Origin of the sequence: Streptomyces sp. NPDC048483, from assembly GCF_040651455.1 — a bacterium.
GTDB lineage: Bacteria > Actinomycetota > Actinomycetes > Streptomycetales > Streptomycetaceae > Streptomyces.
The window spans coordinates 98,301-112,245 of sequence record NZ_JBEZJZ010000011.1 but is presented as its reverse complement, the minus strand read 5'-3'; the positions used below and the strand labels follow the sequence as shown (position 1 = coordinate 112,245).

At 71.9% G+C, this 13,945-nt stretch carries 12 protein-coding genes; 8 read left to right on the top strand and 4 right to left on the bottom strand.

Going from position 1 to position 13,945, the window contains the following annotated elements; all coding sequences use genetic code 11:
* Positions 1–42: 42 nt before the first annotated feature.
* Entirely contained in the window at positions 43–1,104 is a 1,062-nt protein-coding gene (locus tag AB0D04_RS08815; RefSeq protein ID WP_362700834.1) for a hypothetical protein, read from the top strand.
* On the opposite strand, the gene AB0D04_RS08810 is transcribed toward AB0D04_RS08815, so the two are convergent.
* The gene (locus AB0D04_RS08810; protein WP_362700832.1) at positions 1,101–2,285 is read right to left on the bottom strand and encodes an alpha/beta hydrolase-fold protein; all 1,185 of its coding nucleotides are present in this window, start codon (positions 2,283–2,285) and stop codon (positions 1,101–1,103) included. The genes AB0D04_RS08815 and AB0D04_RS08810 overlap by 4 nt on opposite strands.
* Before the next feature lie 429 nt (positions 2,286–2,714).
* Here AB0D04_RS08810 and AB0D04_RS08805 point away from each other — a divergent pair, with 429 nt between their 5' ends.
* Positions 2,715–3,266 (top strand): helix-turn-helix domain-containing protein, encoded by a 552-nt coding sequence (locus AB0D04_RS08805; protein WP_362700888.1) that lies wholly within the window; start codon positions 2,715–2,717, stop codon positions 3,264–3,266.
* A gap of 319 nt (positions 3,267–3,585) precedes the next feature.
* Here AB0D04_RS08805 and AB0D04_RS08800 read toward each other — a convergent pair whose 3' ends face one another.
* Both AB0D04_RS08800 and AB0D04_RS08795 read right to left on the bottom strand, forming a co-directional pair.
* On the bottom strand, positions 3,586–4,566 hold the full coding sequence (locus AB0D04_RS08800) for a DeoR/GlpR family DNA-binding transcription regulator (RefSeq protein WP_362700830.1): 981 nt from the start codon (positions 4,564–4,566) through the stop codon (positions 3,586–3,588).
* 231 nt (positions 4,567–4,797) lie between these two features.
* Positions 4,798–6,243: an NAD(P)H-quinone dehydrogenase gene (locus AB0D04_RS08795; RefSeq protein ID WP_362700828.1), complete on the bottom strand. Its 1,446-nt coding sequence runs from the start codon at positions 6,241–6,243 to the stop codon at positions 4,798–4,800.
* A gap of 151 nt (positions 6,244–6,394) precedes the next feature.
* On the opposite strand from AB0D04_RS08795, the gene AB0D04_RS08790 reads away from it, so the two are divergent.
* From AB0D04_RS08790 to AB0D04_RS08780, 3 genes are all read left to right on the top strand, one after another.
* Entirely contained in the window at positions 6,395–6,832 is a 438-nt protein-coding gene (locus AB0D04_RS08790) for a gamma-glutamylcyclotransferase (protein ID WP_362700826.1), read from the top strand.
* 214 nt (positions 6,833–7,046) lie between these two features.
* Positions 7,047–7,868, top strand: coding sequence for a purine-nucleoside phosphorylase (locus tag AB0D04_RS08785; protein WP_362700824.1), 822 nt, complete (start codon positions 7,047–7,049; stop codon positions 7,866–7,868).
* 193 nt (positions 7,869–8,061) lie between these two features.
* Positions 8,062–9,735 (top strand): phospho-sugar mutase, encoded by a 1,674-nt coding sequence (locus tag AB0D04_RS08780; RefSeq protein WP_362700822.1) that lies wholly within the window; start codon positions 8,062–8,064, stop codon positions 9,733–9,735.
* A gap of 69 nt (positions 9,736–9,804) precedes the next feature.
* Here AB0D04_RS08780 and AB0D04_RS08775 read toward each other — a convergent pair whose 3' ends face one another.
* Positions 9,805–10,431, bottom strand: a complete 627-nt coding sequence (locus tag AB0D04_RS08775) for a PH domain-containing protein (protein ID WP_362700820.1) — start codon at positions 10,429–10,431, stop codon at positions 9,805–9,807.
* A gap of 129 nt (positions 10,432–10,560) precedes the next feature.
* Between AB0D04_RS08775 and deoC the strand changes: the two genes are divergently transcribed.
* Genes deoC through AB0D04_RS08760 form a run of 3 tightly spaced genes read left to right on the top strand, consistent with a single transcriptional unit; the run spans position 10,561 to position 13,877 of the window.
* Positions 10,561–11,556 carry a deoxyribose-phosphate aldolase gene (gene deoC / locus AB0D04_RS08770; RefSeq protein WP_362700885.1) on the top strand — a complete coding sequence of 332 codons (996 nt, stop codon included), beginning with the start codon at positions 10,561–10,563 and terminating at the stop codon, positions 11,554–11,556.
* 3 nt (positions 11,557–11,559) lie between these two features.
* The gene (locus tag AB0D04_RS08765; protein ID WP_362700818.1) at positions 11,560–13,011 is read left to right on the top strand and encodes an aldehyde dehydrogenase family protein; all 1,452 of its coding nucleotides are present in this window, start codon (positions 11,560–11,562) and stop codon (positions 13,009–13,011) included.
* A complete protein-coding gene (locus tag AB0D04_RS08760) occupies positions 13,008–13,877 on the top strand; it encodes an aldehyde dehydrogenase family protein (RefSeq protein WP_362700816.1) in 870 nt (289 codons plus the stop codon). The genes AB0D04_RS08765 and AB0D04_RS08760 overlap by 4 nt, the downstream gene beginning before the upstream one ends.
* The last annotated feature ends 68 nt before the right edge of the window (positions 13,878–13,945 follow it).

Sequence of the window (13,945 nt, the reverse complement as noted above, 5' to 3'; positions counted from 1 at the left end):
GGCGCGGGCCGCTCACGGCGCGACGAAGGACGCACCGGCCCCGTGGGTGACATCGCCAAGAGCGTCCTCGGTGGCGCATGGACGCTGATCGTCGGCTGGATCCTGCCCACCGCCCTCAACCTCACCGTCTTCTTCCTCACCATCGCGCCCGGCCTGCGCCACACCGCCCCCCTGGCACGCCTGTGGCCGCGGACCGGCGCCGGCACCACCCTCCTCCTGCTCTGCGCCTCCCTGCTCCTCGGGCTGGTGCTCAGCGCGCTCCAGACGCCCCTCTACCGGATCCTGGAGGGCTACAGCCTGTGGCCCTCCTGGGCGTACGAGCGCGGCTGTGTGCGGCAGCGCGCCGCCAAGCAGCGGCTCGCCGACCGCATCGCCCTGCTGCGCCTCGAGCGGCGGGACCGCACCGCGGCACCCCTTGCCGCCGCCGACTCCGAGAACCTCGCCCGTCTCCGTGCGGACCCGCGGCTGGCCGCCACCGCCGGCCGGGACCGGCGCCGCACCGCGGCCCAGCGCGCCCTCCTCGGCGAGCGGCTCAGCCGCTACCCGGCCGACGACGACCAGATCGCCCCGACCCTCCTCGGCAACGCCATCCGCCGCCTGGAGGAGTACGGCTACGACCGCTTCCGGCTCGACACCCAGGTGCTGTGGAACGAGCTCACCGGCACCGCGCCCGAACAGATCCGACGGCAGGCCGAACTCTCCCGTACCAACGCGGACTTCTTCGTCGCGCTGTTCTACGGGCACGCCGTCCTGGCCGCCCTCGCCCTGGCCGCCCTCGCCGCCCCCGACCCGCCCGCGGCCGTGCTGCTCGGCACCGCGGCCGCGCTCGTGCTGCTCCTGCCCGTGTGGTACCGCTGCGCGGTGAACGCCACCGACGAGTGGGCCGCCGCCGTACGGGCGCTGGTCAACACCGGCCGCAAGCCGCTGGCCGAGGCGCTCGGCGTGGTGCTGCCGCACCGGCTGGCGGACGAGCGACGGATGTGGCGGCTGCTGTCCACCCTGCACCGCCGCCCGTACCACGAGCGGGCCGCGGCCCTGGATGCGTACCGCACCGCCCCGCCCGAGGCCGACGGACCCACCGCGCCTCCGCCGCCCCAGGCTTAGGAGTTCCCCACCACGTCCTCCGGGAACGTCAGCGACTTGCTCATCCACTCGAGCGCGGCCGGGAGTTCGCGCCGCCAGGTGGCGAAGTTGTGGCTGCCGTGGTCGAGCACGATCGAGTCCGCCGTCATCGGCGCCCGGACCGCGTCCAGGAACTCCCTGGCCGCCGGATAGTTCTTCTCCCCCGCACGGCTCGTCCCCACCAGGACATGCACCTGCGGCACCGGCAGATGCTTCAGCCGCCACAGCAGATCGTGCTCCTGGCGGCGCTGGATCCGGTCCCTCCCCTCCCCGAAGAGATTGCCGGTGGTCGGGTCGTTGCTGACCCTGTAATCGGGCGAGAGCGCCGCCGCGGCGGTGTAGGTCCGGTCATGACGCATGGTCAGCTGGAGCGCACAGCTGCCGCCGGAGGAGTAGCCGAGGACGCCCCAGCCACCCGGGTCGTGCCCGACGCGGTAGTGCGACCGCACCGCGTCCGGCACATCCCGCGCGAAGAACGTCTCGGCCTGCGGGCCACCGGGCACGTCCACACACTGGGTGTCGCGCGGCGGCGCGATCGTGGGCCGCAGCATCACGATGACGGTCGGCTGCATCCGGCCCGTACGGATCAGCTGCGCGGCCGTCTGCGGCAGCCGCAGATGCTGCCCCAGCAGGAACGTCCCGCCCGGATAGCCACTCAGCGCCACGACGACGGGGAACCGCTGCCGCGCGTACTGCGGCTGGAAATACTGCGGCGGCAGATACACATACGCCCCGTCCACCACCCGGGTCCGCTTCCCCACGATCCGTACGGACTCCACCTTGCCGGCCAGGTCCGGCCGCCCCTTCGGCAGACCGTGCACCTTGTCCAGCCCGTCCGGCCCCGAAGCCTGTACGAGCCCCTTGGACGGGTCCCCGACGGGCCCGGCCGACCCGCCGTCGCCCCACTTGCCGACGGCGGCCGGGGCGTCGTCGTACAGGCCGAGCAGCTCGTGCCAGGAGGCGTAGAACTCGAAGTTGGCGTTCACCGCGAGGCCGAGCGTGGACACGATGGTCAGCTGCGTCGCCACGATCGCCCCGAGCCGCCCCAGCAGCGCCCTCGGCCCGCGCCCGGCGAACCGCGGCCACAGCCAGAGGGAGAACCCCACACAGACCACGGCGACCGCGGCCATGGCGTACAACAGCGACCGGCTGGTCAGCCCCATGACGTTCTTCCCCAGTTTCCGCCTGCCGTGTCCCCGGTACGCGGTATGTGCCCCCGCGCCGGAATTCCACGACGTTCTCCCACGGCCCCCGGAAGACCCCGGAAGACCTCATTGCGCCAGGTTTGACGGCCGTTCGACGGGTGACGTTGCCAGGAGCCGAAGGTGTTCGGGCACGCGATGGCCGGGAGATGCCACGGGTTCACCCCGTGTCCGCCGGGCGGCCACCGGGGAGCCGAGGCCCTCCGGCCCCATCCGTACGCCGATCCCTGCACCCAGCCGTACCGGAGGGTTCATCCGATTCCGCAATGGCATCCTGGACCCACCGGCCGGGACCGGCCGGGGTGAGGGAGGACGGCGATGGGGACCGAGACGGCGGGCCGGCGGCAGGCGGAGCGAGGTGTGCCCGCGGCGACGGGCGCGGTACGCCCCATGCGGGCGGACGCGCGCCGCAACTACGAGCGGCTGCTGACCGAGGCCCGTACGGCCTTCATCGAGCACGGCACGGACACCTCACTCGAGGACATCGCACGCCGCGCCGGCGTCGGCATCGGCACCCTCTACCGCCACTTCCCCAACCGCACGTCCCTGATGGGCGCCGTCTTCCAGGGCGAGGTGGACGCGCTCCTGACGTACGCCAGGGAACTGGCCGACGCGCCACAGCCGTGCCATGCGCTCGTCGACTGGCTGCGCGCGATCATCACGCACGCCAGCACCTACCGCGGCCTGTCCCGCGCCCTGATGGCGGCGTCGGCGGACGACAGCTCGGGGATGGCGCGCTGCAGCGTCCCGATGCGCGAGGCCGGCGCGGCACTGCTGAGCCGCGCCCAACAGGCCGGCACCGTACGCCGCGATGTGAACATCAGCGACCTGCTGCAGATGACCAATGGCATCGCACTGGCCGTCGAGGAATCCCCCGACGACCCCGAGCTGGCCGACCGCCTGCTGACCCTCACCCTCACCGGCCTGAGGCCGGAGGCCTGAGCGCAGGCCACACAGCACACAAGCCCCACCAAGCACCACAACCACCAACGGCTCCCGCCCGGGCTCACCCCGCCGCACGGGACCAGCGGCGCCTTGGGACCAACCCACCGAACACCACAACCACCAACGGCTCCCGCCCGGGCTCACCCCGCCGCACGGGACCAGCAGCGTCTTAGGACCAACCCACCGAACACCACAACCACCAACGGCTCCCGCCCGGGCTCACCCCGCCGCACGGGACCAGCGGCGCCTTGGGACCAACCCACCGAACACCGCAACCACCATCGGCTCCCGCCCGGGCTCACCCCGCCGCACGGGATCAGCGGCGTCTTGGGGCCAGATCCGCAACCCGCCCCCCCGCCCCCTCCGTCAGCGACGTGGCCGAGCGCAGCGGCGAACTCGCGCCACCCGGCGGGTGGTTACGGCGCTGGCCGGGCAGCGGCACATCCCGTCGGGAAGCCCTGCGCTCCCCGGCCGTGCCCTCCGCCCCCGGCTGGCCCGGTCCCTGCCCGGCCCCCGGCCCGCTCGCGACGGCGATCTGCACGCCCTGATCGGCCAGCGCCTGCAATTCGGTCGCGGCGCGCTCGTCGTGGCCCGGCGGCTCGTCCGTGACCAGCCTCGTGATCACATCGGTGGGCACGGTCTGGAACATCGTGTCGGAGCCGAGTTTCGTGTGGTCGGCGAGCACCACCACCTCGCCCGCCGCCTGCACCAGCGCCCGGTCGACGCTGGCGGAGAGCATGTTGGAGGTGGACAGGCCGCGCTCGGCGGTCAGGCCGCTGCCCGACAGGAAGGCGCGCGACACCCGCAGGCCCTGGAGGGACTGTTCGGCGCCGCTGCCGACCAGCGCGTAGTTGGAGCCGCGCAGGGTGCCGCCGGTCATGACGACTTCGACGCGGTTGGCATGGGCCAACGCCTGGGCGACCAGCAGGGAGTTGGTGACCACGGTCAGGCCGGGCACCCGGGCGAGCCGGCGGGCCAGCTCCTGGGTGGTGGTCCCGGCGCCGACGACGATGGCCTCGCCCTCTTCGACGAAGCCCGCGGCGAGGTCGGCGATGGCCGTCTTCTCGGCGGTTGCTAGATGGGATTTCTGCGGGAATCCGGACTCGCGGGTAAAACCTCCCGGCAAGACCGCCCCGCCGTGGCGGCGGTCGAGCAGCCCTTCCGCCTCCAGCGCCCGCACATCCCGCCGTACGGTCACTTCGGAGGTCTGGACGACACGGGCGAGCTCCCGGAGCGACACCGCTCCGTTTGCGCGCACCATTTCAAGGATCAATTGGCGACGTTCTGCAGCGAACACGAAACTGACAGTAACGCCAACGACCGTCTGTTTTCAGCAGGTTGCACCAAATACCGGAAGTTGCGCATGGCGCGGGGGGTGCCATGATATATGGCCCGCCCGTCCCGGTCCCGTGCGTGAACTCGTGGGTGCGGTATACCGCTTGACTGCTGGTCAGTTAATTGGCCAGGGGTGGCCGGCGGCCCGTAACAGCAGCCCGTAAGGGGCCAGGGCATCCGGCCGTCCGCCGGGCTACTCGCTGGCCGCCTTGCGCGTGTGCAGCTGGCGGGCGACCTCCGCGAGGGAGCCGGAGAGCGACGGGTAGACCGTGAAGGCGCTGGCGATCTGCTCGACGGTCAGGTTGTTGTCGACCGCGAGGGAGATCGGGTGGATCAGTTCGCTGGCGCGCGGGGAGACGACGACACCGCCGACGACGATGCCCGTGCCGGGGCGGCAGAAGAGCTTGACGAAGCCGTCGCGGATGCCCTGCATCTTGGCGCGCGGGTTGCGCAGCAGCGGCAGCTTCACGACGCGGGCGTCGATCTTGCCGTTGTCGACGTCGGCCTGGGAGTAGCCGACGGTGGCGATCTCCGGGTCGGTGAAGACGTTGGCGGAGACGGTCTTGAGGTTGAGCGGTGTGACCGCGTCGCCCAGGAAGTGGTACATCGCGATGCGGCCCTGCATGGCGGCGACGGAGGCGAGGGCGAAGACGCCGGTGCAGTCGCCGGCCGCGTAGACGCCGGGCGCGCTCGTGCGGGAGACCTTGTCGGTCCAGATGTGGCCGGAGTCCTTGAGCTTGACGCCGGCCTCCTCCAGGCCGATGCCCGCGGTGTTGGGGATGGAGCCGACGGCCACCAGGCAGTGCGTACCGGAGATGGTCCGGCCGTCGGCGAGGGTGACCTCGACGCGGTCGCCGACGCGCTTGACGGCGGCCGCGCGCGAGCGGGCCATGACGTTCATGCCGCGGCGGCGGAAGACGTCCTCCAGGACGGCGGCGGCGTCCGGGTCCTCGCCCGGCAGGACGCGGTCACGGGAGGAGACGAGGGTGACGCGGGAGCCGAGCGCCTGGTAGGCGCCGGCGAACTCGGCGCCGGTGACGCCGGAGCCGACCACGATGAGCTCCTCGGGGAGCTCGGTCAGGTCGTAGACCTGGGTCCAGTTCAGGATGCGCTCGCCGTCGGGCAGCGCGTCGGGGATCTCGCGGGGGTGCGCGCCGGTGGCGATCAGTACGGCGTCGGCGGTCAGGTGCTCCTCGGTGCCGTCCGCGGCGGTCACCGTCACCCGGCGCGAGCCGTCCGGCGACTGGCCCGGCTCCAGGCGGCCGCGGCCGCGCATCACCCGGCCGCCGGCGCGGGTCACCGAGGCGGTGATGTCATGCGACTGGGCGAGCGCGAGGCGCTTGACGCGCCGGTTGACCTTGCCGAGGTCGACGCCGACGACGCGCGCGGGGCGGTCGATGTGGGGTGTGTCGTCCTCGACGATGATGCCGAGCTCCTCGTAGGAGGAGTCGAAGGTGGTCATCACCTCGGCCGTCGCGATCAGAGTCTTCGACGGGACGCAGTCGGTGAGTACCGATGCCCCGCCCAGACCGTCGCAGTCGACGACGGTCACCTCCGCGCCGAGAGAGGCGCCCACCAGGGCCGCCTCGTATCCGCCGGGTCCGCCACCGATGATCACGATCCGAGTCACGTACTCCATTGTCCCGCACGCCCGCGCGGCGCTCTCCTTGGGGGCGGGTGTACGGGCGTAGCGGCCGGTCGGGCGCGTTCCGCCCTTCCGCTTTGTACGAATCTCCGGTAGCAATCCGGTATCAAGAGCTCGCCGGGGAACCTCCCGTACCCTCAGAACCATGTCGCTCTACGCCGCGTACGCCGGCAACCTCGACGCGCGGCTGATGTCCCGCCGCGCTCCGCACTCGCCGCTGCGCGGCACGGGCTGGCTGAACGGCTGGCGGCTCACCTTCGGCGGCGAGCAGATGGGCTGGGAGGGTGCGCTGGCGACGATCGTCGAGGCCCCCCGTTCGCAGGTGTTCGTGGCGCTGTACGACGTCGCTCCGATGGACGAGGAGTCCATGGACCGCTGGGAGGGCGTGGGCCTGGACATCTACCGTCGGATGCGGGTGCGGGTGCACACGCTGGACGGGGACGAGCCGGCCTGGGTCTATGTCCTCAACGGCTATGAGGGCGGTCTTCCGTCGGCCCGCTATCTGGGGGAGATCGCGGACGCAGCGGAGTCGGCGGGCGCGCCGCACGACTATGTGATGGAGCTGCGGAAGCGGCCCTGCTGAGTGCCGGGGCCGCTCGGTGGCGGTCCGGTTCCGATCCGGTGCCGCTCGGTTCGGCCCGGTTCCTGGCCGGAGAGAGTGCTCCGTACGGGTGTCGTCTGCCAGGTGGTGCGACGCGCCCGGGATACGGGTTCGTGCGATGACACAAGAGAGGGATGCCAGCAGTGTGGGCAGCGACATCTACGCGCGTAGGGGATAAGCGGCTACCCTCGTCCGCGTGAACGCATCTGTTACTCCCGACATCGCCCGCGACCCGCAGGGTGCCGCCGACGCCGCTGCCGCCCGACTGCGCGAGCTCACCGGCGCCGAGACCCACGACGTCGCCCTGGTCATGGGCTCCGGCTGGGCCCCGGCCGCCGAGGCCCTGGGCGCGCCCGAGCACGAATTCCCGGTCACCGAGCTGCCCGGATTCCCGCCGCCCGCCGTGGCCGGTCACGGCGGCAAGGTCCGCTCGTACCGCGTCGGCGAGAAGCGCGCGCTGGTCTTCCTGGGCCGTACGCACTACTACGAGGGCCGCGGGGTCGCCGCGGTCGCGCACGGCGTCCGTACCGCCGCCGCGGCCGGCTGCAAGACCATCGTGCTCACCAACGGGTGCGGCGGTCTGCGTGAGGGCATGCGCCCCGGCCAGCCGGTCCTGATCAGCGACCACCTCAACCTCACCGCCACCTCCCCGATCGTCGGCGCGAACTTCGTCGACCTGACGGACCTGTACTCGCCGCGGCTGCGCGCGCTGTGCAAGGAGGTCGACCCGAGCCTCGAGGAGGGCGTCTACGCCCAGTTCCCCGGCCCGCACTACGAGACCCCGGCCGAGATCAAGATGATCCGCAGCCTGGGCGCCGACCTGGTCGGTATGTCCACGGTCCTGGAGGCCATCGCCGCCCGTGAGGCGGGCGCCGAGGTGCTCGGCCTGTCCCTGGTGACCAACCTCGCCGCGGGCATGACGGGCGAGCCGCTCAACCACGAAGAGGTGCTGCAGGCGGGCCGCGACTCCGCGACCGCGATGGGCAGCCTGCTCGCTCAGGTGCTCGGCAAGCTCTGAGCCTGTTCCTCCCGGCGGCCGGCGTGGGGGTCCCCGGACGACGTCTGGGGGACCCCCAGCCGCCCCGCCGCCGCCCGCAGCACCATTGGCCGGTACTGCGGCTCGACGTACGCACGCAGCGGGTAGGCGTGACGAGCCGAGCGCTCCCCTCCGCACCGCCCCTCCGCATCGACCTGACCGTCAGGAGCATCACGTGGCTACCGATCGCACGGAGCTGATCACCCGGGCCGAGGCATGGCTGGCCGAGGACCCCGACCCCGAGACCCGCCAGGAGCTGGCCGCGCTCCTCGCGACCGGGGACACCGACGAGCTGGCCGCCCGGTTCGCCGGCACCCTCCAGTTCGGCACCGCGGGGCTGCGCGGCGAGCTGGGCGCGGGCCCGATGCGGATGAACCGTTCGGTGGTCATCCGGGCCGCGGCCGGCCTCGCCGCGTACCTCAAGGCGCAGGGCGAGGGCTCCGGCCTGGTCGTCATCGGCTACGACGCGCGCCACAAGAGCGCCGACTTCGCCCGCGACACGGCGGCCGTGATGGTCGGCGCGGGGCTGCGGGCCGCGGTGCTGCCGCGGCCGCTGCCGACGCCCGTACTGGCCTTCGCGATACGGCATCTGGGCGCGGTCGCCGGCGTCGAGGTCACCGCCAGCCACAACCCGCCGCGGGACAACGGCTACAAGGTCTATCTGGGCGACGGCTCGCAGATCGTGCCGCCCGCGGACGGCGAGATCGCCGCCGAGATCGACGCGATCCGCGCGCTGGCGGACGTACCGCGGCCCGAGGCGGGCTGGGAAACCCTCGGGGACGACGTTCTGCAGGCGTATCTGGCGCGTACGGACGCCGTGCTGACCCCCGGCTCCCCCCGCGACACGCACGTCGTCTACACGCCCATGCACGGCGTCGGCCGGGACACCCTCGTCGCCGCCTGGGCGCGGGCCGGCTTCCCCGCCCCGACGGTCGTCGCCGAACAGGCCGAGCCGGACCCGGACTTCCCCACGGTCGCCTTCCCCAACCCGGAAGAGCCCGGCGCGATGGACCTCGCCTTCGCCACCGCCCGGTCCGTGGGCCCCGACATCGTCATCGCCAACGACCCGGACGCGGACCGCTGCGCCGTGGCCGTACCGGACCCCGGCAGCCGGGAGGGCTGGCGGATGCTGCGCGGCGACGAGGTCGGCGCGCTGCTCGCCGCCCACCTGGTCAGCAAGCAGGCCTCCGGCACCTTCGCGACCACGATCGTGTCGTCCTCCCTGATGTCGCGGATCGCGGCCGCCTCGTCCCTCCCGTACGAGGAGACGCTGACCGGCTTCAAGTGGCTGGCCCGGGTGGACGGACTGCGCTACGCGTTCGAGGAGGCGCTGGGCTACTGCGTCGACCCGGAAGGCGTACGCGACAAGGACGGCATCACCGCCGCCCTGCTGATCACCGAACTGGCCGCCGAGCTGAAGCAGTCCGGGCGCACCCTGAGTGACCTGCTGGACGATCTCGCGCTGGAATTCGGGCTGCACGCCACCGACCAGCTCTCGGTCCGCGTCGAGGACCTCTCGTTGATCGCCGACGCCATGCGCCGGCTCCGCGAGGCGTCGCCGGCGTCCCTGGCGGGCCTGACGGTGACCTCTTCCGACGACCTGAACAAGGGCACGGAGTCGCTGCCGCCGACCGACGGGCTGCGCTACTACCTGGCCGGTACGGGCGGTTCGGGTGTGGAGGCCGCGCGGGTGGTCGTGCGTCCCAGCGGCACCGAGCCCAAGCTCAAGTGCTATCTGGAGGTCGTGGTCCCGGTGGCGTCGGCGGATGCGCTGCCGGCGGCGCGGGAGACGGCGGCTGCGGTGCTGGCCGCGGTGAAGGGGGACCTGGCGGCGGCGCTGGGGATCTGAGCCCAGGGCCCCTGTAGCGGCACTGCGTCGCTACAGGGGCCCCTGCAGCAGGGGGCCCCTGCCGTACGGCTAGAGCGCCAGCATCACGGCCAACCCGATTGCCCCGACCACACTCGGCACGATGACCGAGTAGGCCCAGCGGACGACCGGCTCACCCTTGGCGGTCTCCCGCTCCGCGCCGCGCTCCTTGAGTTCGCGCAGCTCCTCGAGGGCCTGGTCGGCCGTCGCGCGCGGCACCGGGCCGGCATCGGCCGCGGCCCCGAAGCGGCTCCGGGACGCGCCGCGCGCCGCCTGGCGGCCGGCCTTCTTGCGCTGGCGCAGCGAGACCGGAATCGCCCACATCTGATATTTGCCGCCGCCGGCGAACACCTCGGCGGAGAACGTCGCCCGCAGATCCTCGACGGCGGCCCAGGGCAGCGTGATCGTACGGAACGGGTTACGCACCGTCAGCCGGTCGGCGCCCGCCCGTACCACCGGCCGCAGGGTGAACGCGGCCACCAGCGGCACCCCGAGCAGCAGCACAAAGAGCGCCACGAGCTTGGTGTGCGCCTCGCCCCGCAGGAGCGCGTCGCCGCCGAGCCAGAGTCCGAGCAGGAGGAGCAGCCCGCCACCCGCCAGAGACGCGGGCGAGCGGTAGCTGCGGTCCGCGTACTGCTGCTGAGGAGGGCTGGAATGTTCCGGACTGGGGCTCGTCATGCTGCCGATTCTGCCCGACCGTCCGGATGCCGGACATTGCGTTACGGCATCATTCGCGCATTGTCCCCTTCTCGCCCTTCCAGGGGGATGACACGCCGCTACGCGCGTAGATATGCTCCCCTCGTGACCATGCCCATCACTGTTCCCGCATACGGCAAGGAAGCCGCGGGGCGTCTGGCGTCAATGGCGGATGTCACCGCCGACGACGGTGCGCTGCGCCGCTTCCTCCACGGCCTCCCGGGGGTCGACGCGGTCGGCCTGCAGGCTCGCGCCGCCACCCTCGGCACCCGCTCGATCAAGACCACGGCGAAGGCGTACGCCATCGACCTCGCCGTCTCGATGATCGACCTGACCACCCTCGAAGGCGCGGACACCCCGGGCAAGGTCCGGGCGCTGTGCGCCAAGGGCATCCGGCCCGATCCCACCGACCGCACCGTCCCCAAGGTCGCCGCGATCTGCGTCTACCCGGACATGGTCGCGACCGCCAAGGAGGCGCTCGGCGACTCCGGTATCCATGTCGCGTCGGTCGCCACCGCCTTCCCGGCGGGCCGCGCCGCCCTGCCGGTCAAGCTCGCCGACACCCGTGACGCGGTCGCGGCCGGCGCCGACGAGATCGACATGGTGATCGACCGGGGCGCCTTCCTCTCCGGCCGGTACATGACGGTCTTCGAGGAGATCAAGCAGGTCAAGGAGGCCTGCGCCCGCCCCGACGGCACCGCCGCGCACCTCAAGGTCATCTTCGAGACCGGCGAGCTCGAGACGTACGACAACGTCCGCCGGGTCTCCTGGCTGGCGATGCTCGCGGGCGCCGACTTCATCAAGACCTCGACCGGCAAGGTGGCCGTCAACGCCACCCCGCCCGTCACGCTGCTGATGCTGGAGGCCGTACGCGACTTCCACGCGGCGACCGGCGTCCAGGTGGGTGTGAAGCCCGCCGGCGGCATCCGGACGACCAAGGACGCGATCAAGTACCTGGTCATGGTCAACGAGACGCTGGGCGAGCCCTGGCTGACCGCCGACTGGTTCCGCTTCGGCGCCTCCAGCCTTCTGAACGATCTGCTGATGCAGCGCCAGAAGCTCAGCACCGGCCGCTACTCCGGCCCCGACTACGTAACGGTGGACTGACTCATGGCATTCGAGTACGCGCCGGCCCCTGAGTCCCGTGCGGTCGTCGATATCGCACCGAGCTACGGGCTGTTCATCGACGGCGAGTTCGGTGAGGGCGCCGGCGGCAAGGTCTTCAAGACCGTCTCCCCCGCGAACGAGGAGGTCCTCTCCGAGGTCGCCCTGGCCGGTGCGGAGGACGTCGACCGTGCCGTGAAGGCCGCCCGCAAGGCCTTCGAGAAGTGGTCCGCGCTGCCGGGCGCCGAGCGCGCCAAGTACCTCTTCCGGATCGCCCGGATCATCCAGGAGCGCTCGCGCGAGCTGGCCGTCCTGGAGTCGCTGGACAACGGCAAGCCGATCCGCGAGTCCCGCGACGCCGACCTGCCGCTGGTCGCCGCGCACTTCTTCTACTACGCGGGCTGGGCCGACAAGCTCGACCACGCCGGCTACGGCGCCAACCCGCGCCCCCTGGGCGTCGCGGGCCAGATCATCCCCTGGAACTTCCCCCTGCTGATGCTGGCGTGGAAGATCGCCCCGGCGCTGGCGACCGGCAACACCGTCGTCCTCAAGCCCGCCGAGACGACCCCGCTCTCCGCCCTCTTCTTCGCGGACATCTGCCGCCAGGCGGGCCTCCCCAAGGGCGTCGTCAACATCCTCACGGGCGACGGTTCCACGGGCGCCGAGCTGGTGGCCCACCCCGACGTCAACAAGGTGGCCTTCACCGGCTCCACCGAGGTCGGCAAGGCCATCGCCCGTACGGTGGCCGGCACCGACAAGAAGGTCACCCTCGAACTGGGCGGCAAGGCGGCGAACATCGTCTTCGACGACGCCCCGATCGACCAGGCCGTCGAGGGCATCGTCAACGGCATCTTCTTCAACCAGGGGCACGTCTGCTGTGCGGGCTCCCGCCTCCTGGTGCAGGAGTCGATCCAGGACGAGCTGCTGGAGGCCCTCAAGCGCCGGATGCAGACCCTGCGCGTGGGCGACCCGCTCGACAAGAACACCGACATCGGCGCCATCAACTCCGCCGAGCAGCTGGCCCGGATCACCGCGCTGGCCGACGCGGGCGAGGCCGAGGGCGCCGAGCGCTGGGCCCCCGCCTGCGAACTCCCCGGCTCCGGATACTGGTTCGCGCCGACCCTGTTCACCGGCGTCACGCAGGCGCACCGCATCGCCCGCGAGGAGATCTTCGGCCCGGTGCTGTCCGTCCTGACCTTCCGTACGCCGGAGGAGGCCGTGGCGAAGGCCAACAACACCCCCTACGGCCTCTCCGCCGGTATCTGGACGGAGAAGGGCTCGCGCATCCTGTGGATGGCGAGCAAGCTCCGTGCGGGCGTCATCTGGTCCAACACGTTCAACAAGTTCGACCCCGCCTCGCCGTTCGGCGGCTACAAGGAGTCGGGCTACGGCCGCGAGGGCGGCCGCCACGGCCTGGAGGCGTACCTCACCCCGTCGAGCCCGGAGGGCGAGCGATGAAGAACACTGTTGAGCGGCTCAGTGTCCTGAAGACCTACAAGCTGTACGTCGGGGGGAAGTTCCCCCGGTCCGAGAGCGGGCGGGTGTACGAGGTGACGGACTCCAAGGGCGCATGGCTGGCCAACGCCCCGCTGGCCTCCCGTAAGGACGCCCGGGACGCGGTGGTCGCCGCCCGTAAGGCGTTCGGCGGCTGGTCGGGTGCCACGGCCTACAACCGCGGCCAGATCCTCTACCGCGTCGCCGAGATGCTGGAGGGCCGCCGCGAGCAGTTCATCGCGGAGGTCGCGGACGCCGAGGGGCTGTCGAAGGCCAAGGCCACCGCACAGGTGGACGCGGCGATCGACCGCTGGGTCTGGTACGCGGGCTGGTCGGACAAGGTCGCCCAGATCGCGGGCGGCGCCAACCCGGTGGCGGGCCCGTACTTCAACCTCTCCTCCCCCGAGCCGACCGGTGTGGTCGCCGTCCTGGCTCCCCAGGAGTCGTCGTTCCTCGGCCTGGTGTCGGTGATCGCCCCGGCGATCGTCACCGGCAACACGGTGGTCGTGGCGGCCTCCCAGGACTCCCCGCTGCCCGCGCTCTCCCTGGCGGAGGTGCTGGCCACCTCCGACCTTCCGGGCGGCGTCGTCAACATCCTCTCCGGCCGTACGGCGGAGATCGCGGCCCCGCTCGCCGCCCACCAGGACGTCAACGCCCTCGATCTCGCGGGCGCGGACGCCCCGTTGGCGAAGGAGCTGGAGACGGCCGCGGCCGACAACCTCAAGCGGGTGCTGCGGCCCGGTACGGCGGACTGGACCGCCGACCCGGGCACCGAGCGTCTGCTCTCTTTCCTGGAGACAAAGACGGTCTGGCACCCGATGGGCGTTTAGGGAATTTTTGACGTCCTTGGGGCGATCGTTTGTGAATCTTTTCTGTGCGGGGCCTCAGCATTTGACTG

Bases quoted from the DNA above. Each gene is read 5' to 3' on its own strand.
- AB0D04_RS08810 (WP_362700832.1), bottom strand. From the start codon at position 2,285: ATGGGGCTGACCAGCCGGTCGCTGTTGTACGCCATGGCCGCGGTCGCC.
- AB0D04_RS08805 (WP_362700888.1), top strand. From the start codon at position 2,715: ATGCGGGCGGACGCGCGCCGCAACTACGAGCGGCTGCTGACCGAGGCC.
- AB0D04_RS08795 (WP_362700828.1), bottom strand. From the start codon at position 6,243: ATGGAGTACGTGACTCGGATCGTGATCATCGGTGGCGGACCCGGCGGA.
- AB0D04_RS08790 (WP_362700826.1), top strand. From the start codon at position 6,395: ATGTCGCTCTACGCCGCGTACGCCGGCAACCTCGACGCGCGGCTGATG.
- AB0D04_RS08775 (WP_362700820.1), bottom strand. From the start codon at position 10,431: ATGACGAGCCCCAGTCCGGAACATTCCAGCCCTCCTCAGCAGCAGTAC.
- deoC (WP_362700885.1), top strand. From the start codon at position 10,561: ATGCCCATCACTGTTCCCGCATACGGCAAGGAAGCCGCGGGGCGTCTG.
- AB0D04_RS08765 (WP_362700818.1), top strand. From the start codon at position 11,560: ATGGCATTCGAGTACGCGCCGGCCCCTGAGTCCCGTGCGGTCGTCGAT.
- AB0D04_RS08760 (WP_362700816.1), top strand. From the start codon at position 13,008: ATGAAGAACACTGTTGAGCGGCTCAGTGTCCTGAAGACCTACAAGCTG.